Raw genomic sequence first — 24,827 nt, 5'->3', positions numbered from 1 at the left:
AGCAACCAGACGTAGGCTGAGCTTAGCGATGTCATTCTGAACAGCGACTGAGCTTAGTACCGTCATTCTGAACGGCGACTGAGCTTAGCACCGTCATTCTGAACAGCGACTGAGCTTAGCACCGTCATTCTGAACGGCGTTAGCCGTGAAGAATCTAGTTAAGTCTTGATGCAACGAGTCACTAAATTTTAAATTGCTATATTTGCCTCGTAAAATTCAAGAGGAAATTATGTCTCAGTTTAACGCTCATTTTAGAAACATCAACGGCGACGATACCTACCCGCTGACCGACGTCATTTACCGCAGCAAGGTGGACGGTAGCCTGCTCGAAGTCGAACACGACCGCGCAGCACTCGCCAGCCGCAGCCCGGAAGAATGGAAGAAGCTCTTTGCCGAACGCCGCATGAGCTTTAAGCCCGAAGACATGAGTGGTATTTGGAGCAAGCGCGAAATGGTGCTCCCGGATATTCCGGTTGAAGACATCGTCACCATGCGCGAAGGCTGGAGCCCGCTTTTTGACGCAGCCCCGCTCGCCAAGGAACTCGGCATCGGAAGCCTCAAGGTGAAGCTTTGCGGTAACTCCCACACGGGTTCTTTCAAGGACCTCGGCATGACCGTTCTCGTAAGCCAGGTGAATCACATCATCAAGAAGGGCATTCACCCGATTGACGCCGTCGCTTGCGCTTCTACCGGTGATACTTCTGCAGCCCTCAGCGCCTACTGCGCTAAGGCTGGCATTCCTTCCATCGTGTTCCTCCCGGCCGGCAAAACCAGCACCGCACAGCTCATCCAGCCGATTTCTAACGGCAGCATCGTGCTCGCTCTCGACACCGACTTTGACGGTTGCATGAAGATCGTTCAGGAAGTCACGAAGGACAACCGCATTTACCTCGCCAACTCCATGAACAGCCTCCGCGTCGAAGGCCAGAAGACGATTTCTCCGGAAATCTGCCAGGAACTCGGCTGGACGGTGCCTGACACCGTGATTATCCCGGGCGGTAACCTCGGTAACGTGAGCGCTCTTGCCAAGGGCTTCGAAGACTGCAAGGCTATGGGCCTCATCGACCGCATCCCGCGCATCATCGTCGCTCAGGCCGAAAACGCAAACCCGTTCTACCAGGCATACGAACGCGGCTTCGACAAGCTCGTGCCGGTTCAGGCCAAGAAGACACTCGCATCTGCCATCCAGATCGGTAACCCGGTCAGCTATCCGAAGGCCGTTCGCGCCATCCAGAAGACCAACGGCATGGTCGTAAGCGTCTCTGAAGAAGAACTCGCCAACGCAGCACACCGCGGCGACCGCATCGGTCTCTACTGCTGCCCGCACACGGGTGTCGCTCTCGGCGCTCTCGAAAAGCTCGTCGCCGCAGGCAAGATCGCAAAGGACGAAAACGTCGTCGTCATCAGCACGGCACACGGCCTCAAGTTCACGGAATTCAAGGTCGGCTACCACGAACAGAAGCTCGAAAACATCGCCAGCAAGTACGCAAACCCGGTGTTCAAGGCCCCTGCCGAAATCGGTGCCGTCATGGACATCCTCACGAAGGAAATGGCTGCAAGACGCCGCTAATGTGCAAACATTAGCCAATGGCCTTAAGCCGTTGCTAATACAAATCTGCAAAAGATTCAAAAAGACGATGTATTTACATCGTCTTTTTTATTTCATAAAATTCACAACAGCTTTAATCCATAAATAGCGAGAAAGATATCAAACCAATAATTTAAAGGTCTTACGTTGTGAGAATAGAGCGTCGGCCACAACCTTAAAAGGCGAGTGCCGCGACCATACTTGTATGGTCATGGCTGAGCCGTAAGGTTGGCGCTTGCGCCAGGATGAAAGTGCAAAAAAAAGAGAAAGGGCTCTAAAAGAGCCCTTTCCTAAGAAGGAGAAAATATTGAGCGGTTTCCAGAACCTTGAACCTATCAGGAGGGGAGCAATGATAAAGTCGTTTCAGGATTTACCTTTCCAACCATTCTCAACACTCTAAATATACCAAATTGATAAGGGTCCGATTCTTCCGTTTTTCTTATTTCTTCACTTAATAAAATTTACCGTTCTTACCTTTTACTACCAATCATAAATTTCGCTTTACAATCACCTGCAAAACGGCAAGAACAAAGTAATTTTACTCTTCCCTGAAGATGATTTTGCACTTCGGAACAAAGCGGAAACCACCACGGCGGTGACGTTCGATTTCGAAGTACTTCTTCACACCTTCACTCGGATGTTCCGGATCGTCAGAGCCATTGATATGGGCAATGACGCGGTTCAACCTGCTCTCGAAGTTCGGGCGAAGCGGGTCCATGCAAATAGCCGGATCGCGCTTGAATTCGCGGTTCTCGTATTCTTCACGGCCGGTCACAGTGTATTCGCGGAGCAAGTTGCGCAGGATTCGAGCCGGAACGTTACGCATGAGGTGTTTGCTGTTCACGGAGATCGAGTCATCGCTCTTGTAGTACACGATCGTGACAGAATCGTTCATGGCATCGAGGAGCTGTTCGTGAGCCTTCTGGATCGGAGCCCATGCTTCGAATTCCTGCTTCACGACAGAGCTCATGAGCTTGAGGAACGGTTCGGAAGCGTTCACGTTAGCCTTGAAATTAAACTCGAGAATGTAAGCCGGAGCACCGTAGTAGCAATCCTTTTCGATGAGGAGCGCGCCGGTCTTCGGGTCGCGGATGTTGGTCAGAGAACGGACGCAGCCAATGCTCTTTTCGACGTCGTTCTTCCATTCGAGGTTGTGTTCCTTGATGCAGTCTTCAAACGTGGCATGACGGCCAACGAGTTCACCCTTGATATAGATGCCGCCGTCTTCCTTCATTTCGGCAGGGACTCTATTTTCAAGAGCTTCAATAAACGAGGTCTGCGTGGCGAGGTAGCTAATGTGTTCGTATGCAGGCGTGTTCAAGAGAAGCGGTCCGATGTTGATCATGCTACGGATCCAGCGCATCGGGTTCGCGGCGAGCACCCCCGGAGTCTCGAACTGGAACGTGAAGTCCACCCTGCGGTTGCCATCAATAACGTCGTTACGGAGGATGCTTGCCTTCGTAAGGAACGGGTAACGTTTCGGAATGATTTCCAAGCAGAGTTCGCGAGCATCTTCAGCAGAGTAGAACGAAGAGACGAACGGCAAGTAGGAGCGGAGAACGCTACGAGCAGGAACTGCTTCAAAAGCAGCGCAACGCTTCACGATGCGTTCGATGAATTCATCAGGATTTTCACCGCGTTCGTACAACCACGCGACGATGTTGTCCATTATGAAACGGTAAGCGCTTTCATCTACGTACGAGTCTTCGAAGTACAAATCATTTAGGAGTTTCACGTTGAATCGTGAATCTCGTTTGACCAAGGTCAAAATGTCCTTGACCGGGTAAGACATCAGTAATTCAATGTGTGCTAGCTGAAGGAATAGATTTGAAACCATTTCACTCACCTCACTTGTTCATAAAAATTCATTAGCTATATTTATAATATAGCAATCAAATATTAAAAAGTATATACAAAGAGCTACATATAAAAGCGAAAATGGCTGAAATTCACCTTTTATCCGATGAAATCATCAATAAAATTGCTGCTGGCGAGGTCATTGAGCGCCCTGCATCGGCTGTCAAGGAACTTATAGAGAACGCAATCGACGCCGGAGCAACCCGAATTCAAGTCCAGATTGAACAAGGTGGAAAGAAAAAAATCCAGGTCACAGACAACGGTAAGGGCATGGGAGCCGCCGATTTGGATCTGTGCTACCTCCGTCATACTACATCCAAACTAACAAACGCAGACGACTTATTCCACCTCCATACAAATGGTTTCCGCGGTGAAGCAGTCGCCTCCATCGCAGCCGTTTCGAAGCTGACCATCACGAGTGCCACGCAAGAAGGCGAAAGTGGCCGTATCGTCGTGAAGGGAGGCGAAGTTATCGAAAAAGAAGATATCCAGGCAAGCCGTGGCACCACGTTTCTCGTTGAAGATTTGTTCTACAACACGCCCGTGCGCCGCACGTTCCTCGGCAGTGAAACGTCTGAGTGCTCCCGCATTTTAGACATCGTATTAAAGACCGCCATTTCGCACCCGGAAATCCGTTTTGACTATAAAGTTGGCGATAGGACGGTCTTCACTGGCGTTCCCGGAGAACTCCGCAGCCGCATCGCCGAAGCCATCGGCTCCAAGGTCGCCAAGGGTCTGCTCCCCGTTGATTACACCGAAGCAGGCGTCCATGTGACAGGCTATATCTCGCCCACGACCGAAACGAACGGCAAGCGCAACCACCAGTTCCTTTTCATGAGGAACCGCCCCATCGAAAACAAGATGGTAAGCAAGGCTGTTTCGCAAGCGTACGAGCCGTATGGAGCACAGTGCAAGCCCGTAACGGTACTGTTCTTGGACATGCCGGACATGGAATTCGACATCAACGTGCACCCGGCCAAGCGTGAAGTCCGTTTCGCGAACGGGAACCTGGTGTTCCTCGTCGTCACACACGCTATCCGCGATACATTTACTAAGGATTTGGAAGCGCACTCCCCCATCATCGACTTGAGCGATGAATTTATGGGAGGCCCGGCACCTGCAGCAGCTCCGGCCGTAAAGTCCGAGATGCCGGGAACTTTCGAGATGCCGGCACAGCAGCAAAACGACTTGCCATGGGAAAATCCGTTCCAGCAGGCAAAGCCATACGCGGCGCAAACCCAGCAGCCAAGTTTTGCAAGCAAGCCATTCGCTCAACCGGCAAAACCAGCAAACACGCTTTCGGACAAGAAGTCCAAATACGACGTAAGCGACGATGTTCAGGATCTCTTTTCGCTCCCTGAATACGGCAAGATTATTTCGCTAGAACCCGATCACAGCAAGCCCGCACCGCCTCCCGAGACGCCGTGGGCGCCGCCCTCGTTCTTCCAGATTGCAAACACGTATATAGCAGGTGAAGATTCCAACGGTCTCTTGATTATCGACCAGCACGCCGCCCACACGCGAGTGCTCTTTGAACAGGCCATGGAATCGCTGCAGAACAACATCATGCAAGATAGCCAGGAGCTCTTGTTCCCGGAACTCATCGACCTTTCCAAGCAAGAGAAAGAAATCTTCCGAAACGTCGATGAGCAATTGCGCAAGCTCGGATTCTTTGTCGAGCCGTTTGGCGGAGATACTTACCAGATCCGCTCGATTCCAAGCGCACTCCCGCTTTCGCGTGCCGCCAAAGCGGTTCACGACTTCTTGAACGATGTCGACGAAAACGACACCAAGAATGACATGGTCAAGTTCCAGGAAGCGATTGCGAAATCCTGGGCAAAGACAAATGCTTACCAGGCAGGCGACAAGCTCAAGCCCGAAGAAATCACGGCACTCGTCGGCCAGTTGATGATTACGCAGGATCCGCTCAAGTCCCCGTTCGGGAGCCCGACGCTCATGCGCTTAACGCTTGAGGAACTGAGCAAGAAATTCAGACACTAGTTCGCTAGAAGTCTTACCGACATCCAGAGCCTTGCGGAGACGCAAGGCTATTTCGTCTGCAGATCCAATATCTTGCTGGAAAAGTGCATCGACAATAGCATCGGCCATGCGGTCGTTCAGCTTATGGCGAATGATAAATTCCGGAGTCACGCCGCAGCCAAAAATCGCATTCGGAAGCGACAGAAATTCGGACTTGACCATCAACTTGCCCATTGCATACGTGAGGAAATCCGGCATCGTACAAGCCGCAAACGGAATCCCGACACAGGCCATTTCAAGCGTACTCGTTCCAAACGACGTGAGCGCAGCCGAATATGCCGAATAGAAATTCAAGCGTTCGCTAATAACCTTTGGCGCGACAACAACCTTCAGCCAGCTCGGCAAATGCCCATCATAAAGCTTTTCGAGCGCGACCAAAAGAGGCACTTCCAAATGTTCACGCGAAGCAACGACAATCACATCCGGGAGCGGTCCCGAATTGCGTTCTGCCCACGTGTTGCGATACCTTTCGGCGACCTTTACAAAAGACGGCAAATTGCGTAAGGCGCTATCACGGCGGCTTCCCGGCAAAAGCAACATATCAGACCGCGGTTCAACCTGGTCATAAACCCAGCCTGCAATCGGATGCTTGATACGAACCGTTTCGACCCCCATCTGCTGGTAGGCCTTCGCTTCGATATCAAAGAACACCGCCAAACGGATATTGTTAGCTTGCTTAAAGAGGCTTGCCCGCTTGGATTTCCACGCCCAGACCTGCGGAGGCGCCACATAAAGCATGGGCTTGCCCCACTTTTTCGCAAGGCGTGCAAGCTTCATATTAAACCCAGGATAGTCAATTGCCACAATGCCAAGGCATTTCCTAGATTCTGCGGCATCGCTCAAGACTTCAAAAACGTTCTTTAACGAGAAATACTTCGGCACCACATCGCCCACACCCGAAACCGGGAGTTCGTTGTAGTCCCACAAGGGCTGGAGCCCTTTCTCCTGCATCAACGGACCGCCAAGGCCAATAACCTTAAAGCCCTGCTGCACGGCAGTCGATACCATCTCGGCGCCAATCATGTCGCCGGAATCCTCTCCTGCACAGAAGAGGATATAAGGAGAATTTTCTTCGTTAACGTTTTGCACGATTCGATACCCAAACCTTCAGAGCGCCTAAATCTGTTTTAAGCCACTGCAACAATTCCTGAGTATATACAACTTTATATTTTTTTAGAACAACGACATGTTCAAATCCGGAATCTGCCTCCAAATGGAACACCATTTGGCACCCATGGCAATATTCATCGGCCAAATTGGCCTTCATTTCGACTTCAAGCTTGTCCAAGAACTCGTCTGTAAGCATGCCAACGGTGAAATTCGCATGAATGTAATCCACCATATCGCAACGCACGCGGTCGAGCTGAATCACTTCTTCGACAATAATCTGGTAGCCATCGCGGTCGCGCTGCTGTTCCAAGACGCCCTTCACAAGCACGCGGTCATCAACAGAAACCGTATCGCGCAAACGTTCCCAGACATCCTTCTTGAAGAACATTTCGATTTCACCCTGGAAATCCTGAATAGCGCCAGAGCCAATCGTATCGCCACGCTTTGTTTCGATAGAGCGCATGCGGATAACGACGCCGCCCACAACGACCGTATCGCCCACATAGCGGGTGATTTCGTCTTCCGAGAGCGAGCAGCTCGTAAAGCCCTGTAATTCCGGGCGGAATTCATCAAGCGGATGCCCAGAGAGGAACAAGCCAAGCACGCTGCGTTCCTTGTTGAGCATTTCCATCGCCGTCCATTCTTCAGCTTCTTCCAAGACTTCAGCAGTGTTCGGCATGGCAGCAGGGCCACCCAAGTCAAACAGCGAAACCTGGCCCTTGGCCTTGTCTTCCTGGCTGCGCATAGCAACTTCCAAAGCGCGGTCCACGGTAGCCACCTGCACGGCACGACTACCCGGTAAATCGTCCAAGGCGCCCGCCATAATCAAGCATTCCAAGACCTTCTTATTGAGCGGCGGGCGTTTTTCAGGCTGGGCCGCCTGGTATTCCGTCACGCGCTTGCAGAAGTCAAAGATGTCCTTGTAGATGCCGCGACGTTCGCGTTCCGCGACCACGTCTTCGACAACAGCAATACCCACGTTGCGGATACCCGCTAGACCGTAAAGAATCTGGCCCTTCGTGTTCGCCGAGAACACTCCCAAAGACGTGTTGATGTTCGGCGACAAGACCGGGATTCCAAGGCGTTTGCATTCCAAAATGATGGTCACCGTATCTTCGGTCTTACCCATCTTGGAAGTCATGGAAGCCGCCATGTATTCCGGGCCGTAATGCGTCTTGAGGTACGCCGTCTGGTAAGCCACGTAAGCATAAGCAGCAGCATGGCTCTTGTTAAATGCGTATCCGCAGAACGGAAGCACGGCGTCCCAGACCTTCTGGATCATGGCCTTGTCGTAACCCTTATCCAAGCACTTCTGGAAGAATTCCGGTTCGAGCTTCGCCATCTTTTCCGGCATCTTCTTAGCCATGATACGGCGGATGTTGTCAGCGCCACCCAGCGAGTAGCCACCCAGAATCTGGGCGAGCTTCATCACCTGTTCCTGATACACGATAACGCCGTACGTTTCGCCAAGCACCTGTTCCAAGTCCGGATGGTAACAGTCAATCTCTTCCTTGCCGTTCTTACGGGCAATGAAGTGCGGAATCTGGTCAATCGGCCCCGGTCGGTACAGGGCGTTCATAGCGATAAGGTCAAAGATTCGGGTCGGCTTCAGTTCGCGCAGGTACTTCTGCATACCCGGAGATTCAAACTGGAACACCGTCGTCGTAAGGCCCTTGCCCAAAAGTTCGAACGTCGCCTTGTCATCAATCGGAATCTTGTTCATCACAAGCTTGATGTTGCGGTTCTGTTCGACCATCTTCACCGTATCCTGAATGATGGACAAGTTGATAAGCCCAAGGAAGTCCATCTTCAAAAGTCCGATGTCTTCGGCGTAGTGCTTATCGTACATCACCACCGGCGTATCTTCCGGAGCGGCTCGGTACAGAGGAGCAAGGTTGTAAATCGGAGTCGGCGTAATCACCACGCCGCAAGCATGCACGCCCGTCTGGCGCGGCAAATCTTCAAGTCGCTTCGCGACATCCCAAAGGTTCTGGTAGCTCGCGCGGCTGCCAATCATCGCCTGCAACGGTTCCGGGCTGTAACCATCTTCGAGGTTGTTACCCTTCTTGTCCTTACCCGTCCAGGCCTGCTTTAGGCTAAAGTTCAACGTACGCTGCGGGAAGAGTTTAGTAATGGACTTCGCTTCGGCAGGCGGAATTCCGAGCACGCGCGCGACGTCCGTAATCACCGCCTTCGACTTGAGCATACCGTAGGTAATAATCTGGCCCACGCACTCCTTGCCGTATTTGTCCGTCACGTACTGGATCACGCGGCCGCGGTCACGGTCAGCAAAGTCCGTATCGATATCCGGCATGGACACACGTTCCGGGTTCAGGAATCGTTCAAAAAGGAGGTCGAACGTCAAGGGGTCAATGTCGGTAATACCGATGATGTAAGTGACCAGGGAACCAGCAGCAGATCCACGCCCCGGGCCCACGGGAATGCCATGTTCACGAGACCAGTTAATGAAGTCCCACACAATGAGCAAGTAGCCTGCGACGTTCATGTTGCGGATACAGTTAAGCTCCTTGTACATGCGCTTGCCCACGTTCGTCTCGTGAGCCGGGAACTTAAAATCTTCGTCAGGGAATCGCCACTTTAAGCGTTCATTGCAAAGATGCGTGATGTAGATATCGGCATCGCCCCCCGGTTTGCACCAACGGTGGATGTTCTTTTCCCACGCCTTGTTGTCGTCTGCATCAAAGAATTCCGGCTGCGAGAGGCGGTCGATTTCAGCATTGTCCGCATCGGTCAACGCATCTTCGGCAATGCCTTTTTCGGCACAGTAATTTGCCTTGACCTTCTTTTTGCGGTCCTTGATAACGCCCTTGAGTTCACGTTCACGGACGACCGGATATTCCGCATCGTATTCCGCCTTCATGATGGCCTTGATGTTCTGGTATTCCTCAGAAGCGAGGAATTCATCAGGAATCTTGAATCGCGGCCAGAACTCATCACCGATACCGGTTTTCACGGTAAAGTTACAGCGCTCGGCAATTTTGACCGTATTCTCGATAGCGCCCGGGATATGCCCAAACAGCTCCACCATTTCCTTTTCGGTACGGAAATAGAACTTTTCCGTCGGGAAGCGCTTGTCTTCAAAACCGTTCAGCGTGACCTTGAGCGAGATGCAGCGCAGAATCTTGTGCGATGTAGCGTCTTCGGGCTTGATGTAATGAACATCGCCCACAGCAACGACTTCACGACCGTACTTTTTCGCAAGCTCCACGTTGAATTCGTTCACGTGCTTTTGCTGCGGAATCCCGTTATCGCAAACCGAGATGTACAGGTGGTCGTGGTCAAAAATCTCGTTCAGGCGGTCCATGTACTCGAGCGCAAGAGAATCCCTGCCCGAAGCCACATTCTGGCCGTAACGGCTAAAATAATCGCCAGCAATGGCGATAATGCCTTCCTTAAATTCGTTAATCGTCTCGAGCGGCACGGACGGAATTTCTGCCCAGCGCTCCCCGTCTTCGTAGCGGTAACTCACAATGCGGAGCAGATTGTAATAGCCCTTTTCGTTCTCGACGAGGAGCGTCAATCGTTCAAATGTAGTCGGATCTTTCTGGCTAGCACTCGGTGTGTCCACGTAAATGTGGCAGCCATAAACCGTCTTGACTGGCGGGAGCCCCTGCTCCTTGCGCTTTTTGTTCAGTTCCTTGCCACGCGTCTGGATTTCAAGAATACCAAACATGGCACCATGGTCCGTCAAAGCAACAGCAGGTGCGTTTTCTGCTGCGGCAGCCGCCAAAATATCATCAAGTCGGGCCGAAGCCTGCAAAATCGAAAATTCGGAATGAGTCTGTAAATGAACGAACGCCATGACTGCAAATATACTTATTCGTCAAAATAAAAAACGCAACGAAATTATTAATTCCGTTGCGTCTATCTCCTTCTGTTTTTAAAAGCGAACTTTTAAATCTTATTTCTCCGCATCAGCCGATTCCTGATCAACACCGTAACGCAACACAGAAGAGATTCTGAGCTGGTCAAAAGCTCCATCAGTCGTCATGCTCTTTCTCTGACCGGCACCTTCCATGCAGCAGCTGGACTTGTAACCAACCACCACGAGATTTTCGTCTACAATCGGACGAGTGGACGGTACATAGCCTGCGGAGTGCTTCACGCTTGCGACCTTTTCGCCATTCAGCCAAAGGCTTATATAGCCATCCCCCCACTGACCGGCAATCAAGTTCCAATCGTTCTTGAGCGTTACAGCAGCCTTGACAAAATGATGTACATCCGGAAGATTCTTCTGGAAAATAAGCTCGCCATCCTTCACAAAGAAATGGAGTCTGGAACCATCATTGCCAAGAAGCGTACGGGGCGTTTCCATGTCGAAATTCTCACCCGGACGGAACCAGAATTCAGCCGTACCTACCGGAATTTTTGTAGAGAGTTCAATTTCAGTCTTGATGTCTTCGCCATCCGTCAAGGAAATAGCCTTGCCGCAGACGCCATCAACCAAAGTGCCTTCTTTGTATTCCGATTCGAATTCATCAAAGTAAAGGGTCTTGTCGTCCTTGACAAGTGCATTTTCAGAGCACTTGCGATTCAAATCCTGAGCAACCGTATCTATAATCACAATTGTATCAACTGGAACAATGGTAGTATCTACAGGTGCAATTGTATCAACCGGAACAATGGTAGTATCTACAGGTGCAATTGTGTCAACCGGAACAATGGTATCAACCGGAACATCCTCGCCCAGGATTCTACCCACGCGGATATAGTCGATGGCACCCAAGAAGTACCTACTATGGTAGCTCTGTTCCACAGCATCGTAACCAATGCCCCACGGGTAAAGCAAGCCATCATAATTTCCGGCAATTTCCTTTTCCAACTTGAGAGTATCGTTCAAGAAGAGGGCTACAGACTTAGAAGTGCATTCCACTCGGATATTGAGCCACTGATTGGCTTTGATACCACCAACACTCACTTCCTGCCAATCAGCGTTCCGATTCACTTTTAACCAGTCAGCATCGCGAACAAAGAACTTCAGGCTTCCGTTTTCAATGCGGAGAATCCAGCCATCAGGACCATGTCCTGGAGGTTCAGTTACAATGATATTTCTATATCCAGAAACAGATTCCGGGTAAACACGAGCTTCGACTACAAAATCGCCAAGCTTAATATCCTTGCCTTCAGCAAGCGTAAGTCCGGACTTTCCGTTGAAATAGGCTAAACCCGAATCCGAGGAAACGCTACCTTCATCGACAATGGCATGATAGCCGTTCCCAGAAAAGTCCTGACCAACATTCTTCGGATTGTTAAATTCATAATCAACAATCCACTTCGTGTTAGGGACAAAGGGCTCGATTTCAGGAACCGTATCGGCAGCCAAAGAATCCTGCTTCACCTCAGCGGTATCGCTAATCTGGTAACGCGGAATATTAGAAATCTTCACCTGGTCATAAGAACCGGAAGTCATCAAAGATTCATACTGTCCTGGGCCTTCCATGCAGCAGCTGGACTTGTAACCGATTACAACCAGGTTTTCGAACGGAACACCACGCAAAGCAGGCACATACCCCTTATCGTGCTTGATCTTTGCAACCAATTTACCATTCAACCAAAGGCTCATGTAACCATCGCCCCACTGGCCTGCAATCAGGTTCCAGTCATCGCGCTTAAGTTGAGCCTCGCCATAAGCATAGAAGTGCTGGTCATGATGGTTTTTCTGGAAATAAAGGTTTCCATCCTTGTAGAAGAAATGGATTCTAGCGCCATCGTTACCAAGAAGCGTTCTCGCATTCTTGTCAAAGAAGTCCTCATTCGGACGGAACCAGAATTCGACCGTTCCAACACTCAAAGAATCAATCAAATTCACGCCGAGCGGAGCTACCTGACCAGCTTTCAGCTTGAGAGCTTTACCGCAAACACCTTCGACTTGTTCCCCCTCGTCAAAAAGTGATTCCAGTTCATCAAGGTAACGTGTGTTTTCATCCATTTTAAGAGCGGGAGCATCGCAACGAACACTAGAGCGTGAAGAAACACCAATAGTCGGGACTCCCCCCTCCTTTGAAAGGGAATCGAAGTAAGTTGCGATGCTACCAGTTGCATTAATTCGAGCCCAAATCTGCTTGCTATCATTTTTCAAATAGGTTCCATCAGACTCAACAGAAAGAGGTTCTGACGTATTCGATTCAGAACAGCCAGCAATCAAGGCACCCATGGCTACCAGGGAACCAGAAATCCATTTGACCATTTTGTTACTCATGATAACTCCTGCAAAAAAGAACAAGAATGTTTACATAAATGAAGATATCAAATAATTCATTTGTTGGCATTTTTTTCATACACGAAAGTTTGTATATTTTCGTTTACAAAAGCCTTTTTGATACATTATGATACAATATCCCAATTGATGATACATACGTGATACGATTGCCCTGCAAAAACATTCGTTTTGCCCCCATTGAATACCGTGTAATTTTTTTATTCTTTATCTACAAATGGAACTGATACACCTCATCTACGACCATCCACAGAATCCCTGGTTAGGCGGCGGCGCGGCACTAAGAGCGAAAGCCGTTTATTCTTTTTTCGCTAAAAAAGGGGACTCGATTCACTATGTGTCGGGAGGATTCCCCAACTGTAACCAAAACAGTGGAGAGGACCAGATCCAATACCATTACACATCCTGTAGCAAACGTTATCTGTTCAGCAGACTTTTGTTTTCACTCAAAGCAGGCTTTATCGTCCGCAAGCTTAAGAAAACAAACAAGATTGATTTGCTCGTCGAAGACATATCCATCTTCAATATCATCTTTCCGAGGTTGTTCTGGAAAGGCCCAATGGTATCGCTAGTGCATAATTACCTAGGCCGTCAAAGCTTCAAGAAATTGGGAATTTTTGGAATTATCCCCTTCTTGATGGAACGTCACTACCTCAAGCACCGAAAGAACTTCATCGTCGTGAGCGAAGCGCTAAAAAAGCACATTCTGGAGCTGAACCCGACCGCAAACGTCACCGTCATCTACAACGGCATCGATGAATCCGTCTTTTCTTACGAAACACAGCCTAAAGCCGAAAAAATCGGGTTCATCGGAAGAATCGAAATCAACCAAAAAGGACTTGATACACTGGTTCAGGCGCTTTCGATTCTCAAAAGCGAAAATTTCCCATTCAAGGCGCTATTAATCGGTGGCGGGAAGGACGAACAAACTCTCAATAAGTTGATTGCAAAGCTCGAACTTGAAGATTCTATCGAAATCACGGGAAGGCTCGACGAAAAACGATTTGCGCGACTCAGCGAATGCCGCATTGTCTGTATGCCAAGCCGCTTCGAAGGCTGGGGTATCACCGCTATCGAGGCTGCCGCCGAGGGCATCCCCGTGATAGCATCCGACATTGAAGGCCTAAGAGAAGCGGTCCAAGACAACGAAACAGGCGTTTTAATCGAAAGCAACCCGCAAAATCTCGCAAACGCCATCAAAGACCTGCTGAGTAACCCCGACAGGATTCAGGCGCTATCGCAAAATGCCAAGAAACACGCCTCCAAATTCCATTGGGAATCGATAGCGAACGAACAACGTGCCATTTACGAGAGCCTCATTTAACGAAACCGAAGATATCATGAACAAGTCGCCCTCAAAACTTTCTCGTTACCTCTGGAACCTCCTAAAGGTTTCTGTCAGCTGTGGCGGTCTTACCTATATCTTCATGAACATTCCGTTCCACGAAGTGAGTCAACACTGGACGCACGAAGCTTTGCCGTGGATACTCGTCACTCTCGTGACCACATTTTTGAGCATGTGCATCCAGGCAAACCGCTGGCGCGGACTCCTGCTCGACGAAGGGAAAAAAATCAAGTTTCGCTCGTTCTACGCCTACATCGCACTCGGCTATTTCTTCAACAACCTGCTCCCGGGCGGATTCGGCGGCGATGCAGTCAAGACGGTCGCCTTCGGCAAGCGATTCGGAAACATGGCAAACTCGGTTGCAGCCATCGTCATTTCACGACTGATGGGACTTTTGGCGATGTTTCTCTGCTTCTTTGTCGCCCTCCCGTTCGTGGCCTCCCGCTATGAGATTCCGCTCATATACACAGGCGCCGTCTGTCTATTTGCGCTTGCCTCCATCGTTATAATCGTCGGTGGACTTTTCCTCGACAAGATCAAGTTACCACAAGGAATTGCACAGCGATACCCCTTCCTTGAAAAGCTACAGAACGCCTTCAGCATTTACCGTTCCCACAAAAAAGCCTTTATGCTTTCCATTGTCGATTCCATTTGGCTGCAGGTCCTATCCATCATCATGCATTTTGCATTCTTGAAGGCGGTCGGGATCGATATCGGCCTGGATGTCGTAACCGTATTTACGACCATCACCGTCACCATCACCATGCTCCCCATTTCCATCAACGGAATCGGCGTACGCGAAGGCGTGAACGTCAGCCTCTTTACCGGGCTCCTCGGAATTCCTGCAGATACGGTTCTGGCGGCATCTATTTTGGGTTACATTCCGCTGCTGTTCCAGGTCACGCAAGGGGCGGTCGTGCTCCTCGCTAGAAAGAAATAAAAAAGCCCCGCCGAGGCGGGGACCTTTAGACTTCGCTTTCGAAGAATTATTCTTCAGCGAGAGCTTCCTTGTATTCATCGACGGTAGCGATATACTCGTCAATCATATCCTGCTTGGAATCCAGGTGAGCGAGAATCTTTTCGAGGTGTTCCTTGGAGAACACGGTCTTGAGCTGGCGGGATGCATGGCCCTTGTAGCCCCATTCCTTGAGGATTTCATCGGTCACAACGAAAGAATCGTCGAGAGAGACAAAACGCATCGGACCGTAGACTGCCCAGTTGTGTTCCATCTGCATGCATTCCGGTTCTTCCATTTCCGGGTTTGCCATGTAGCGCTGCACGTGACGGGTGCGCACGTCCTTAATCTTGTCGATACGCATATAACCCATGATGAGGTACTTGTTGCGCATTTCAGAATCGCTCAAGCCTTCGTAGCGGGTGCCAAACAAAATGTAACGGCTCTTGCTCTTCACAATCGTGTTGATTGCCTTCACATTGTAGCAGCTCATCAGACCATAGGTGCTGGTTTCATAGTTCGGTTCATAAAGAAAACCCTTTTCATTTTCATTCAGCTGGTCGCGGACAGGCATTTCGGACTGATGGCTAGTTTCGACATAAAGCAGGCTACCTGCCATGTTGCCACGGTAGTCTTGCCAACCTTCGAGATTGATCTGTGTTTTAGGCATTTTATAAATCCACTCAAATAGTTTAAAGTTCGAAAATTAAAACGAATACAAGCGGACCGAGTACGGTTCGTCAGTAACAATTATCAAAATACAATTTACTTATTAAAAAGTCAACGACTCCGCCGAAATATTCTCCATTCCAAAGCGAAAAGCGCCTTTTTTGAAGAATTCTGCGGTATCGGTCGTCAAATAATGCACAGAGCCACCCTTCGAAAGCCGATTTTCCATGTCCACATGGCGCCTGAGGTAGTCCAAAGTCTTGTCAGCGACGATATCGCCCTGGACCACCAAGCGGACATGCGGTGGAAGTGCGGCCCGAATTTCAGATTCGAGGAGCGGGTAATGCGTGCATGCCAGTAAAACTGTATCGATTTCAGGGTCAGCCGCAAGCAGCTGGTCCACGTCCTTTTTCACGAAGAATCGGGCGCCCTCGGTTCCGCGTTCGCCGTATTCCACAAGCGGCACCCACATCGGGCAGGCGTGCTGAGTCACCTTCAAGTTCGGGAAAAAGTGGCTGATTTCAAGAACGTAGCTGTTCGAAGAGACCGTCCCTGCGGTAGCAAAAATGCCAATATGCCCCGTCTTCGAGAAGTTACCGATCTCTTCGGCGGTCGGGCGGACAATGCCCAAAACGCGACGGTCCGGGAATTCGACCGGGAGCACCTGCTGCTGGATGCTGCGGAGCGCCTTTGCCGATGCCGTGTTGCACGCGAGAATCACCAGCGGACATCCGCGGTGGAAAAGTTCGCGCACGGACTGGAGCGTATAGCGGTAAATCGTCTCGAAACTGCGGGAGCCATACGGCGCACGGGCATTATCCCCCAGATACAGGTAATCGTACTGCGGGAGCGTGTGGCGGAGCTTCTGCAAGATCGTGAGCCCGCCAAAACCAGAATCAAAGACGCCGATCATAAGCTTCTTCCATCTTGCTGCGGACATACGGGAGCAGTTCATGGCGCGGGTCCATATCATCGCCGCCGTGAGTCTTCTTGAATTCGACCGTATCTATCGGTTCGAGAATCTTGATATTGACTGGGTGGTACTTGGAATCCTTGCGGTGTTCCCAAAGCAGATCAGAACCTCTTGTGACCATCGGCAATATAATAGCGTTCGCCTCGACGGCAAGTCTAAAGCAACCGCTCTTAAAAGCGACCATGCCATCGCGCTTGCTGCGGGTGCCTTCCGGGAAAACGAAGAGTCTCGGCATTTTGCCCGTCTGGAGCGCCTTCTGGATAATCGCGGCGCCACCGCCCTTTTCACGGTCGATAAAGACACAACCGAGCTTATGCATCCAGAAGTTCAGAATCGGGATGCGCTGCAACTGCGTCTTGGCGATAAAGCCAACAGTACGCTGCAAAGCGAGGAACGCAAGCGGGATATCCAAGTACGAACGATGGTTACCCATCACGAACACCGGGCGCGTCCAGTCCACTTTCGCAAGTTGCGCCTGGTCTTCAATCGTCAAATCCACGCGCAAGACCTTCATGCAGAAGCGGGAAAATACCTGCACCTTTTCTTCAAGCCATGGATCTAGGTCTTTACGACGGAAAATGTACATGAATGCAATCTTGAAAATATATTCGAGCATAAACGCAAAAATTCTTGCCGCTCCAAATATTCTAAATAACATCACTGGCATATTACACTCTGTTTTTGAATTTTCCCTGGGCAAAAAACGAGACCGCTTGAGTTTCGTCAGGCGCCCTTTCCAATATCTACGTTTGCAATATAGCAAAACCAAAAAAGATTCAGCCCGTGTGACCCCGACGTAAAACAATCGACGTTCCTCATCGAGCTGTTTTTGGCGCTGTTTACGTGAGCCCAAGCACGAACCCGGCGTAAGCCCCTCGGACATCCCCGCATAATAGACCACCGCATACTGAAGCCCCTTGGACGCATGGACCGTCTCGACATGGATTCCGTCTTCAAGGACTTCGCCCTCCCTCTCACCCGCCTCCGATACGACCATTCCCGCAATCGGGAGATGCGCATCGCGAAGCGCTTCTTCGTAGTATAGGCGTTGCCTATTATAGCGCACGAGGATTGCAAAGTTTTTCCATTGGAGGTCATAGCTTTCTCGGAGCAACTTGATACTCGTGATAATTTTCTGCATTTCCTCGACGGGGTCTTCGCTCACCCAGATTTCGGGTTCACGGTTTTCCTTGAAAATCGGCGAGCCGCCCGAGCCATTCATGTTGCCAGCCCGCAAGACCTTCCGCAAGTGGATAGGCTTATTTTCAAAAATCCTATTCGAAAAATGTAAAATGTTCGCGACTGAGCGATAATTCCATTCCAAGCGGATAAGCGAGCTCTCCTTGAAGTCGTCGCGGAAACGGTTGATATTCCCGATATCGGCCCCACGGAATCCGTAAATAGCTTGGTCATCATCGCCCACAACAAAGAGTGACTTGCGCTCACCCAGCAGCGCTTTGACAAGCCGATACTGCGATGGGTTGATATCCTGATATTCATCGACAAGTATTTCGGTCCATTGATTTTGGAAATAGGCACGCGCCGACTCGTGATTTTCGAGCAAGTTTATCGCCTGATAGATAAGGTCTTCAAAAACGACTTGACCCGATTCCAAGATGCGATTACGCAATGGTTCAAGTTTTTTGAGGAGCTTCGCGGGATGCGCATCCGAGAACAGCTCTTCGCGCGAAAAGCGGAATTTTCGACCGCCGACTTTCGCGAGTTCCTGCATAAAAGTCTTGTCCGCCGATTCCGTTGGGACCGGCATTTTCTTGAAACCGACAAGCTCGTACGCAGGGCAAGACGCCGCAGGAACTTTCGACTTGAGGATAAACAGTGCGAGCGAGTGGAACGTGCAGAGCCGCACCCCCGCATTCGGGAAGAGTTTTTGCACACGTTCCCGCATTTCAGCAGCCGCCTTCGCCGTGAACGTGAGCGCCAAGATTTTCTCCGGCTCAACACCCGACATAATCCGGTACTGGATTCGCTTGGTCAAGACCGAAGTCTTTCCCGAACCTGCCCCAGCTAAGATTAAAAGTTGTCCATTCTTTTCATGATCATGCAGCACTGCCGCACGTTGGTCGGAGTTCAGTCCGACCAAAAGACTTTCTACATCCATAATAATACATACTGAAATTTGTCATGCCCGTAAAAGCGCATTGTCATGCCCGGCACCGACCGGGCATCTCCTTTCAGTGTTGGCACTCCTTTTAGTGCCTATTCATATAGCAAACGATATAGAAAACGGATATAGCAAACTATTGAGCGTTCTTTGCGGGTTCTGCCGGTACAGGCTTCTGCCCCACCAAAAAGGCGACCGCACCAAACAAGCTCAAAATCAAACTTACAAAATAAGCGAGCAACTGAATCACAACCGATTCAAGTCCAGGCACGCCTGCACGCGCAAAAAGCGACTGTGCCAAAAATTCACGTGGACCAAAACCGCCAATCGAAATCGGGAGCGCACTCACAATGGCGACTAGCGGAATGTAATAGAAGTACCACGACATCGATAGGTTCACACCCACTGCAATGCCACAGAAAAAATGCACAAAGATGCGGAGCGACTGAGTGACCATCGAAAGGCAAATGATGTTGATCCAGAGTTTCTTGGAGCGGAATTTTTGGAAACGGTCAAACATGCGGAGGAGTCGCGTTTCAAATTTCTCGGGCAATACCTTCCCCGCCATGCGGCAAAAGAAGCGGCCAATGCGACGGCTCAAAAGCCCTGCAAACATCACACAGAAGCCGAGGAAAATCCAGACGGACGGCCACATGAACGCACGCTGTTCTGGATCGTGAATAAAGAACAAGGCGCCCACGCCAAGAGCAAACAATGTGATAAAGAAAAGTCCAAACAAGCGGTCAAACACCGTCGCCGTAAAGCCCGCGCCAACCGTATCTTGTCCGCCCTGCATGCGGATATCGTAAACCTTCTTGACGTCACCGCCGACGTTACCCGGCATGAAGTTGTTGAAGAACAGTCCCACGTGATAAAGTTTGAGGAGCCTACCGTACTTGAGGCGAACGCCCTGCTTTTCGAGCAAGAGCTTCCACTGGAGGCAAGCGGTAAAGTTCGAAACCGCGAGACAAAGGAGTGCAAGCACAAGCGGGAAAACGCTGTTTTTCTTGAACAAGTTATAGAGGTCGCCAACATCCCATTCCGGGTCGCTCACAATGTTACGATAGACAAAGTAAGCGGGAACGAGCGTCACCACCAGCTTTAAGCAAAAAACAATGACCGACTTGAGCTTCGGATTCAACTTCATTTTCGTACGCTCCTTTCGATCGTACGTTCCAACAGTTCCAACGTTTCGCGAGCAGAATTTTCCCAGCTGAACGTAAGCGCATAACGTTTTGCATTCTGACCAAGAGCCGCGCGCAATCCTGCATCGCCATAAATTTTTTCCATTGCCAATGCACACGCGGCCGCATCTCCCGACGGGAACAAAATCCCCGTCTCGCCGTCACGGACGCTATCGCAGAGTCCCGGCACATCCGACGCAATCGTCGTCTTGCAGAGCTGCGCCGCTTCCATCACCGTGAGGCCCCAGCCTTCCTTGTAGCTCGTCTGCAACAACGCAAGCGAAGACGAAAGCAGTTCGTACTTGCGAGCGGCAGGCACAAAACCCGTCAGTTCCACCTTGCCATCTAGGCCATGCGATTTAATCCAGGCCGGAAGCTTTTTCAAAAGCGGACCACCGCCCACAATTTTCAACTGGACTTCGGGATGCGACTTCGAAAAAATTTCAAACGCCTCAAGCGCCGTCCAAATTCCCTTGTAACGATGCACACGCGAAAGCCAGATGAAATACGGAGCCCGCGCGTTTTTCAACGCATTGTCCTGCATCGGCACATTTTCGTTTGATTCGCAAGAACCGCCACGGAACTGCGCGGCAACCGGAGGCATTTCCGACCCGTTATAAATCACGGAAATTCGGCTTTCGTCCACGCCAATTTCGGCAAGTTCTTTCTTGGTACTCGGACTCACCACTACAAAATTCTGCGTGCGGTAAAAGAACGGAATAATCCGCTCAAAGAACCAGACCATAAACGCAATCGGGAAAATCGCTTCAGCAAAAATCGACTTCCGCCACAAGTGATGCATCTGCACCAGGAGCGGCTTGCGGACGAACCAGTGGGCAAAGACCGGTAACTTGTTCAAATCTTCAACAACAACGTCAAAGTTGAATTCGCGGTCAAGCTTTTTCAGATTCAGCGCCACCGTGAGCTGGAACATCAAATCGCCACCCTTGCGGATGACCTGAATTCCATCGACAACTTCGCGTTCTTTGGCTCCCGGAAATGTCGTCGTAAACAGGACCACCGTGTGGCCCATTTCTACAATCTTTCCGAAAATGCGATGCAAATGCTTTTCGGCGCCGCCGGCAGCCGGATGCATGCGATCCCGGTAATTTACGACGAGGATTTTCAAGCAATCACCTAAGGCTTACGACCGATCACGCCGATGCAGAGCTGCGTGTAGTGCATCACCGGCACGGACTGGAGGCTATCCAAAATCTTGTCCTTAATCTTCTGGTAAGCAGTTCCATCGAGCGGATACTTCGGGAGTTCAATACCGAACTTAAAGCAGAGTTCACGCAGAATGCGGTAGTAAAGATTCGGGCGCATCCAGTCGCCATAAGCATAAACACATTCAAAACCAGCGTCACGCATAAGCGTCTTGAGCTGACCCATCGTGAACTGCTTTTCCCAACCGGCAAACCACTTGTCGAGCGCAATCAAGATATGCTTGATAATCGTATACGGGTGGACAGTCTGCGGCACATCGCAAAGGCAGCAACCGCCACGCTTGACGATGCGGAAGTTCTCTTGCAAGAGCGGGAGCGAATCCTTGAAATGTTCGGCCAAGCCCTGATGGAACACCAAGTCAAAAGTGTTGTCCGGGAACGGGGACTTGAAAGCATCGCCACGAACCAAGTGCAAATTCTTGAGACCTTCACTCTCGCGGAGCGAATTGACAATTTTCAAGCTATTGTCGGCAAAATCGAGCACATAGACATCGGCACCCAAACGAGCGAGTTCGGCACTATCGCGGCCGGTACCTGCACCGACCTCAAGCACCTTCAGGCCCTCGAGCTTAAAATTCTTCTTAATAGCTTCTATAATAGACGGCGAAGACGGATAGACCTTGTCCATGTCGTTCTTGCGCTGCCAAAAACGGTTCCATACGGATTGATCGGGCTCTTTAATAGACATAACGGGGATAATATATGAAAATTTGATTGTAGAGTTATTAGTTACTAGTTACTAGTTACTAGAAAACCACTCGTCATCCTCGAAGCGAAGCGTAGGGGATCCAGTAAAGTTTCAGATATGAGATATGCGGAAAGCGTATTCCAAAATGAAACATTGGGCTTTACATTTTTTATTCGGATAGAGCCAATCACCGCGCCCAACTTGTCACGTTTTGAAAAATTTGTTATATTTTTACGACAATTTTACAAAATCACGACAGAAATATCGGCCTTTCGGAGCCACGAAAACCGCGAAACCGACATTTAATGGACTTTTTGTAAAAAATTTGGAAAATTTTACACAATTGGCACGCAACTTGCTTTAAAAAAGCGATATTATAGGAGCAAGGTTTTTAAAATGCATATTGATTCTACCGATACTACTCTCAAAAGATACCTAGAAGATATTCGTCGCACTGCACCTCTCTCCCGCGAAGAAGAACAGATTCTATTCCAGAAAGCTAAAGAAGGCGACAAAATCGCCCGTAAAAAGCTGATTTCCGCAAACATGCGCTTTGTTTTGAAGGTCGCCATTCAGTACCGTGGCTGCCCGATTCCGCTTCCGGACTTGGTCAGTGAAGGCGCAATGGGCCTCGTACGCGCTATTGAATCGTTCGAACATACCCGTGGTCTTAAATTCATCAGTTACGGCGTTTGGTGGATCAAGGCATACATTACTCGCGCTATTAACGAACAGGGCAACCTCATCCGCTTGCCGGCAAACCAGCACCTCCGCGTGCGTAAGGCTTTGCACGAACAATCCCGCGGTAAGGAAATCAACGAAGAAATCCGTGAATTGATTCAGATCGGTCAGCGCGGCGTTTCGTTCGACAGCCCGCTCAAGGCAGACTCCAAGGCTACTTACGCCGAAGTTCTCCCGGACAGTGGCGCATCGAACCCGGAAGCCGATTCCGAAATCCAGAGCGTCGAAGCTTTGGCCCGCGACCTCATGGAACAGCTCCCGGAACGTGAAGCCCGAGTCATCACCGGCATTTTCGGCATCAACCAGGAAGCACCGCAGACTCTCCGCGAAGTGGGCGAATCCATGAACATCTCCCACGAACGTGTGCGTCAGTTGCGCGACCAGGCTCTCCGCCGCATCCGCAAGTACAACAGTAAGGACTTCTTGCAAGAAAAGAAGGACGCATTCTTGGCCGCTATCAACAAGTAGTTAAAAGCCAAAATTAAACTTGTCATGCCCCGCTCCGACGGGGCATCTCCTTTTTATGGGGAAAACGCTATCGGCAGGCGTTCAGCACATCAGTCACAACGCTGTCCATGAAAATCCAGCCACGGCCGACAAGTTTTAAGATTCCGCCATCGAGCGTTGCGAAACCTTTCTTGACCCATTGTTCATAGCCTTCCGGCGAAACAGAAATTCCGTCAGCAGCAAGCGCATTCAGGTCGAGACCAGAGCGTTGGCGCAGTGAGAGCCATACGCGCTCCGTCAGGATGTCATCTTTATCAAGATCGTCGTAAGTCAGCGATGCATCAGGGCAACCCGCATTCACGTAATCGCGCCATCGCGGATACATTTCCGGAGCGCAGAAACGGCGACCGCCAAAATAGCTATGCGCTCCCGGCCCAAAGCCAATGTACTCACCGCGATTCCAGTAGTTCATGTTATGCAAGCTTTCGTCGCCAGGCTTTGCAAAATTCGAGACCTCATAACGCGCGAAGCCCTTTTTCTCAAGAATTTCGACGCTCCCGAGATACATCGGCTCGTACAAACTCTCGTCAATTTTTTCTTCGCCACGAGACACGCGACCGCCCAAAAGCGTCCTCTCGCCCACATTCAATCCATAAAAGCTCAAGTGCCCAAGCGGAAAATCCGACAAGCAGTCCACATCACTTAAGAAAGAATCGACCGATTGCCCCGGCAAATCAAACATCAGATCTGCCGAGACTTTCGCCTGCGGAAGCGAAGTTAACAAACGCAAAGCTTCAAAGCCGCGTTCTACCGTGTGCCTGCGGCCAATGCGGTCCAAGAGCGTTTGCGAAAACGTTTGAAGTCCAAGGCTAAAGCGGCGCACGCCGCACGAGAGCGCCGTTTGCACAGATTCTTCGGTACACGATTCCGGGTTGAATTCCATCGAAACTTCGTCAAGCGCATCTACGCGAACGCCACACGACGCAAGCACCGCAAAAATCCGTTCCAGGCATGCGCTTGGCAAAATCGAAGGCGTCCCGCCACCGAGATAAAGCGTTCGCGCTTGCGAAAGAACGTTTTGGGATGATGCCGAATGCGATACAGGATGCGCCGCCGTAAAAGCACGGATTTCACGCTCCAACAAGCCTGCATATTCCTCGAAAAGCCGAGCATTCGCAGGCATCACGCGGAAGTCGCAATAATCGCAAATTTTTGCGCAAAACGGAACGTGAATATAAATACCGAACATAAAACTACGATAAACGAACTTTTACCGCAAAAATATAACTTTTTTCACCTTATCCCCTTTACAATTGGAACTTTTATTTCTATAATTGGGTCACCTCGCGGGAATAGCTCAGTTGGTAGAGCACGACCTTGCCAAGGTCGGGGTCGAGGGTCCGAGTCCCTTTTCCCGCTCTAAAAAAAAAGAGCCTAGCGTCAAGCTAGGCTCTTTTGTTTTATACACAGAATTAGACGAGAACCAGAGAAGAGGGCGCGACCAAATTCTTTCGTGGCTCTCAAAAAAATTTCACTTTTTTCGGGCCGCACCCCTTTATAACTACAAATTTTATTTCTATATATGGGTCACCCTCGCGGGAATAGCTCAGTTGGTAGAGCACGACCTTGCCAAGGTCGGGGTCG

16 protein-coding genes and 1 tRNA gene are annotated in these 24,827 nt (G+C 50.2%); 6 read left to right on the top strand and 11 right to left on the bottom strand.

Going from position 1 to position 24,827, the window contains the following annotated elements:
* Window positions 1–229: 229 nt before the first annotated feature.
* On the top strand, window positions 230–1,570 hold the full coding sequence (thrC, locus tag B7991_RS04440; RefSeq protein WP_073423410.1) for a threonine synthase: 1,341 nt from the start codon (window positions 230–232) through the stop codon (window positions 1,568–1,570).
* Between the two features lie 556 nt (window positions 1,571–2,126).
* Here thrC and B7991_RS04435 read toward each other — a convergent pair.
* On the bottom strand, window positions 2,127–3,425 hold the full coding sequence (locus B7991_RS04435) for a hypothetical protein (protein WP_088629780.1): 1,299 nt from the start codon (window positions 3,423–3,425) through the stop codon (window positions 2,127–2,129).
* 101 nt (window positions 3,426–3,526) lie between these two features.
* On the opposite strand from B7991_RS04435, the gene mutL reads away from it, so the two are divergent.
* Window positions 3,527–5,446: a DNA mismatch repair endonuclease MutL gene (mutL, locus tag B7991_RS04430; RefSeq protein ID WP_088629779.1), complete on the top strand. Its 1,920-nt coding sequence runs from the start codon at window positions 3,527–3,529 to the stop codon at window positions 5,444–5,446.
* On the opposite strand, the gene B7991_RS04425 is transcribed toward mutL, so the two are convergent.
* The 3 genes from B7991_RS04425 to B7991_RS04415 all read right to left on the bottom strand — a co-directional run bounded on the left by B7991_RS04425 (window position 5,408) and on the right by B7991_RS04415 (window position 12,815).
* Window positions 5,408–6,574 (bottom strand): lipid-A-disaccharide synthase, encoded by a 1,167-nt coding sequence (locus tag B7991_RS04425; RefSeq protein ID WP_088629778.1) that lies wholly within the window; start codon window positions 6,572–6,574, stop codon window positions 5,408–5,410. The genes mutL and B7991_RS04425 overlap by 39 nt on opposite strands.
* Complete coding sequence (locus B7991_RS04420; RefSeq protein ID WP_088629777.1) at window positions 6,561–10,418, bottom strand: DNA polymerase III subunit alpha; 3,858 nt, start codon at window positions 10,416–10,418, stop codon at window positions 6,561–6,563. The genes B7991_RS04425 and B7991_RS04420 overlap by 14 nt, the downstream gene beginning before the upstream one ends.
* Before the next feature lie 99 nt (window positions 10,419–10,517).
* Complete coding sequence (locus B7991_RS04415; protein WP_088629776.1) at window positions 10,518–12,815, bottom strand: LamG-like jellyroll fold domain-containing protein; 2,298 nt, start codon at window positions 12,813–12,815, stop codon at window positions 10,518–10,520.
* Window positions 12,816–13,050: 235 nt separating this feature from the next.
* On the opposite strand from B7991_RS04415, the gene B7991_RS04410 reads away from it, so the two are divergent.
* Window positions 13,051–14,157 (top strand): glycosyltransferase family 4 protein, encoded by a 1,107-nt coding sequence (locus B7991_RS04410; RefSeq protein ID WP_088629775.1) that lies wholly within the window; start codon window positions 13,051–13,053, stop codon window positions 14,155–14,157.
* A gap of 16 nt (window positions 14,158–14,173) precedes the next feature.
* Window positions 14,174–15,118: a lysylphosphatidylglycerol synthase transmembrane domain-containing protein gene (locus B7991_RS04405; RefSeq protein WP_088629774.1), complete on the top strand. Its 945-nt coding sequence runs from the start codon at window positions 14,174–14,176 to the stop codon at window positions 15,116–15,118.
* 46 nt (window positions 15,119–15,164) lie between these two features.
* Here B7991_RS04405 and B7991_RS04400 read toward each other — a convergent pair whose 3' ends face one another.
* The 6 genes from B7991_RS04400 to B7991_RS04375 all read right to left on the bottom strand — a co-directional run bounded on the left by B7991_RS04400 (window position 15,165) and on the right by B7991_RS04375 (window position 21,995).
* A complete protein-coding gene (locus B7991_RS04400) occupies window positions 15,165–15,803 on the bottom strand; it encodes a hypothetical protein (RefSeq protein ID WP_073423419.1) in 639 nt (212 codons plus the stop codon).
* A 102-nt stretch (window positions 15,804–15,905) separates the two neighbouring features.
* Window positions 15,906–16,715: a glutamate racemase gene (gene murI, locus B7991_RS04395; protein ID WP_088629773.1), complete on the bottom strand. Its 810-nt coding sequence runs from the start codon at window positions 16,713–16,715 to the stop codon at window positions 15,906–15,908.
* The gene (locus tag B7991_RS04390) at window positions 16,699–18,894 is read right to left on the bottom strand and encodes a UvrD-helicase domain-containing protein (protein ID WP_088629772.1); all 2,196 of its coding nucleotides are present in this window, start codon (window positions 18,892–18,894) and stop codon (window positions 16,699–16,701) included. The genes murI and B7991_RS04390 overlap by 17 nt, the downstream gene beginning before the upstream one ends.
* Window positions 18,895–19,033: 139 nt before the next feature.
* On the bottom strand, window positions 19,034–20,044 hold the full coding sequence (locus tag B7991_RS04385) for a lysylphosphatidylglycerol synthase transmembrane domain-containing protein (RefSeq protein WP_088629771.1): 1,011 nt from the start codon (window positions 20,042–20,044) through the stop codon (window positions 19,034–19,036).
* Window positions 20,041–21,210: a glycosyltransferase family 4 protein gene (locus B7991_RS04380; protein WP_088629770.1), complete on the bottom strand. Its 1,170-nt coding sequence runs from the start codon at window positions 21,208–21,210 to the stop codon at window positions 20,041–20,043. Before B7991_RS04380 ends, B7991_RS04385 begins: the two co-directional genes overlap by 4 nt.
* Window positions 21,211–21,218: 8 nt before the next feature.
* Window positions 21,219–21,995, bottom strand: a complete 777-nt coding sequence (locus tag B7991_RS04375; protein ID WP_088629769.1) for a class I SAM-dependent methyltransferase — start codon at window positions 21,993–21,995, stop codon at window positions 21,219–21,221.
* Window positions 21,996–22,391: 396 nt separating this feature from the next.
* On the opposite strand from B7991_RS04375, the gene B7991_RS04370 reads away from it, so the two are divergent.
* Complete coding sequence (locus B7991_RS04370) at window positions 22,392–23,204, top strand: RNA polymerase sigma factor RpoD/SigA (protein ID WP_014545470.1); 813 nt, start codon at window positions 22,392–22,394, stop codon at window positions 23,202–23,204.
* Between the two features lie 67 nt (window positions 23,205–23,271).
* On the opposite strand, the gene B7991_RS04365 is transcribed toward B7991_RS04370, so the two are convergent.
* On the bottom strand, window positions 23,272–24,432 hold the full coding sequence (locus B7991_RS04365) for a coproporphyrinogen-III oxidase family protein (RefSeq protein ID WP_088629768.1): 1,161 nt from the start codon (window positions 24,430–24,432) through the stop codon (window positions 23,272–23,274).
* Between the two features lie 97 nt (window positions 24,433–24,529).
* On the opposite strand from B7991_RS04365, the gene B7991_RS04360 reads away from it, so the two are divergent.
* Window positions 24,530–24,602: transfer RNA gene (locus tag B7991_RS04360), tRNA-Gly, on the top strand.
* Window positions 24,603–24,827: the final 225 nt, after the last annotated feature.

The organism is Fibrobacter sp. UWB3 (assembly GCF_002210405.1).
Taxonomy (GTDB): domain Bacteria; phylum Fibrobacterota; class Fibrobacteria; order Fibrobacterales; family Fibrobacteraceae; genus Fibrobacter.
Note: the sequence above shows the minus strand (reverse complement) of the source record. Positions and strands in the feature narration are given on the sequence as shown.

Bases quoted from the DNA above. Each gene is read 5' to 3' on its own strand.
- B7991_RS04400 (WP_073423419.1), bottom strand. From the start codon at position 15,803: ATGCCTAAAACACAGATCAATCTCGAAGGTTGGCAAGACTACCGTGGC.
- B7991_RS04365 (WP_088629768.1), bottom strand. From the start codon at position 24,432: ATGTTCGGTATTTATATTCACGTTCCGTTTTGCGCAAAAATTTGCGAT.
- B7991_RS04385 (WP_088629771.1), bottom strand. From the start codon at position 20,044: ATGAAGTTGAATCCGAAGCTCAAGTCGGTCATTGTTTTTTGCTTAAAG.
- B7991_RS04390 (WP_088629772.1), bottom strand. From the start codon at position 18,894: ATGGATGTAGAAAGTCTTTTGGTCGGACTGAACTCCGACCAACGTGCG.
- B7991_RS04405 (WP_088629774.1), top strand. From the start codon at position 14,174: ATGAACAAGTCGCCCTCAAAACTTTCTCGTTACCTCTGGAACCTCCTA.
- B7991_RS04435 (WP_088629780.1), bottom strand. From the start codon at position 3,425: ATGGTTTCAAATCTATTCCTTCAGCTAGCACACATTGAATTACTGATG.
- B7991_RS04415 (WP_088629776.1), bottom strand. From the start codon at position 12,815: ATGAGTAACAAAATGGTCAAATGGATTTCTGGTTCCCTGGTAGCCATG.
- thrC (WP_073423410.1), top strand. From the start codon at position 230: ATGTCTCAGTTTAACGCTCATTTTAGAAACATCAACGGCGACGATACC.
- B7991_RS04375 (WP_088629769.1), bottom strand. From the start codon at position 21,995: ATGTCTATTAAAGAGCCCGATCAATCCGTATGGAACCGTTTTTGGCAG.
- B7991_RS04410 (WP_088629775.1), top strand. From the start codon at position 13,051: ATGGAACTGATACACCTCATCTACGACCATCCACAGAATCCCTGGTTA.
- mutL (WP_088629779.1), top strand. From the start codon at position 3,527: ATGGCTGAAATTCACCTTTTATCCGATGAAATCATCAATAAAATTGCT.
- B7991_RS04370 (WP_014545470.1), top strand. From the start codon at position 22,392: ATGCATATTGATTCTACCGATACTACTCTCAAAAGATACCTAGAAGAT.
- B7991_RS04420 (WP_088629777.1), bottom strand. From the start codon at position 10,418: ATGGCGTTCGTTCATTTACAGACTCATTCCGAATTTTCGATTTTGCAG.
- murI (WP_088629773.1), bottom strand. From the start codon at position 16,715: ATGATCGGCGTCTTTGATTCTGGTTTTGGCGGGCTCACGATCTTGCAG.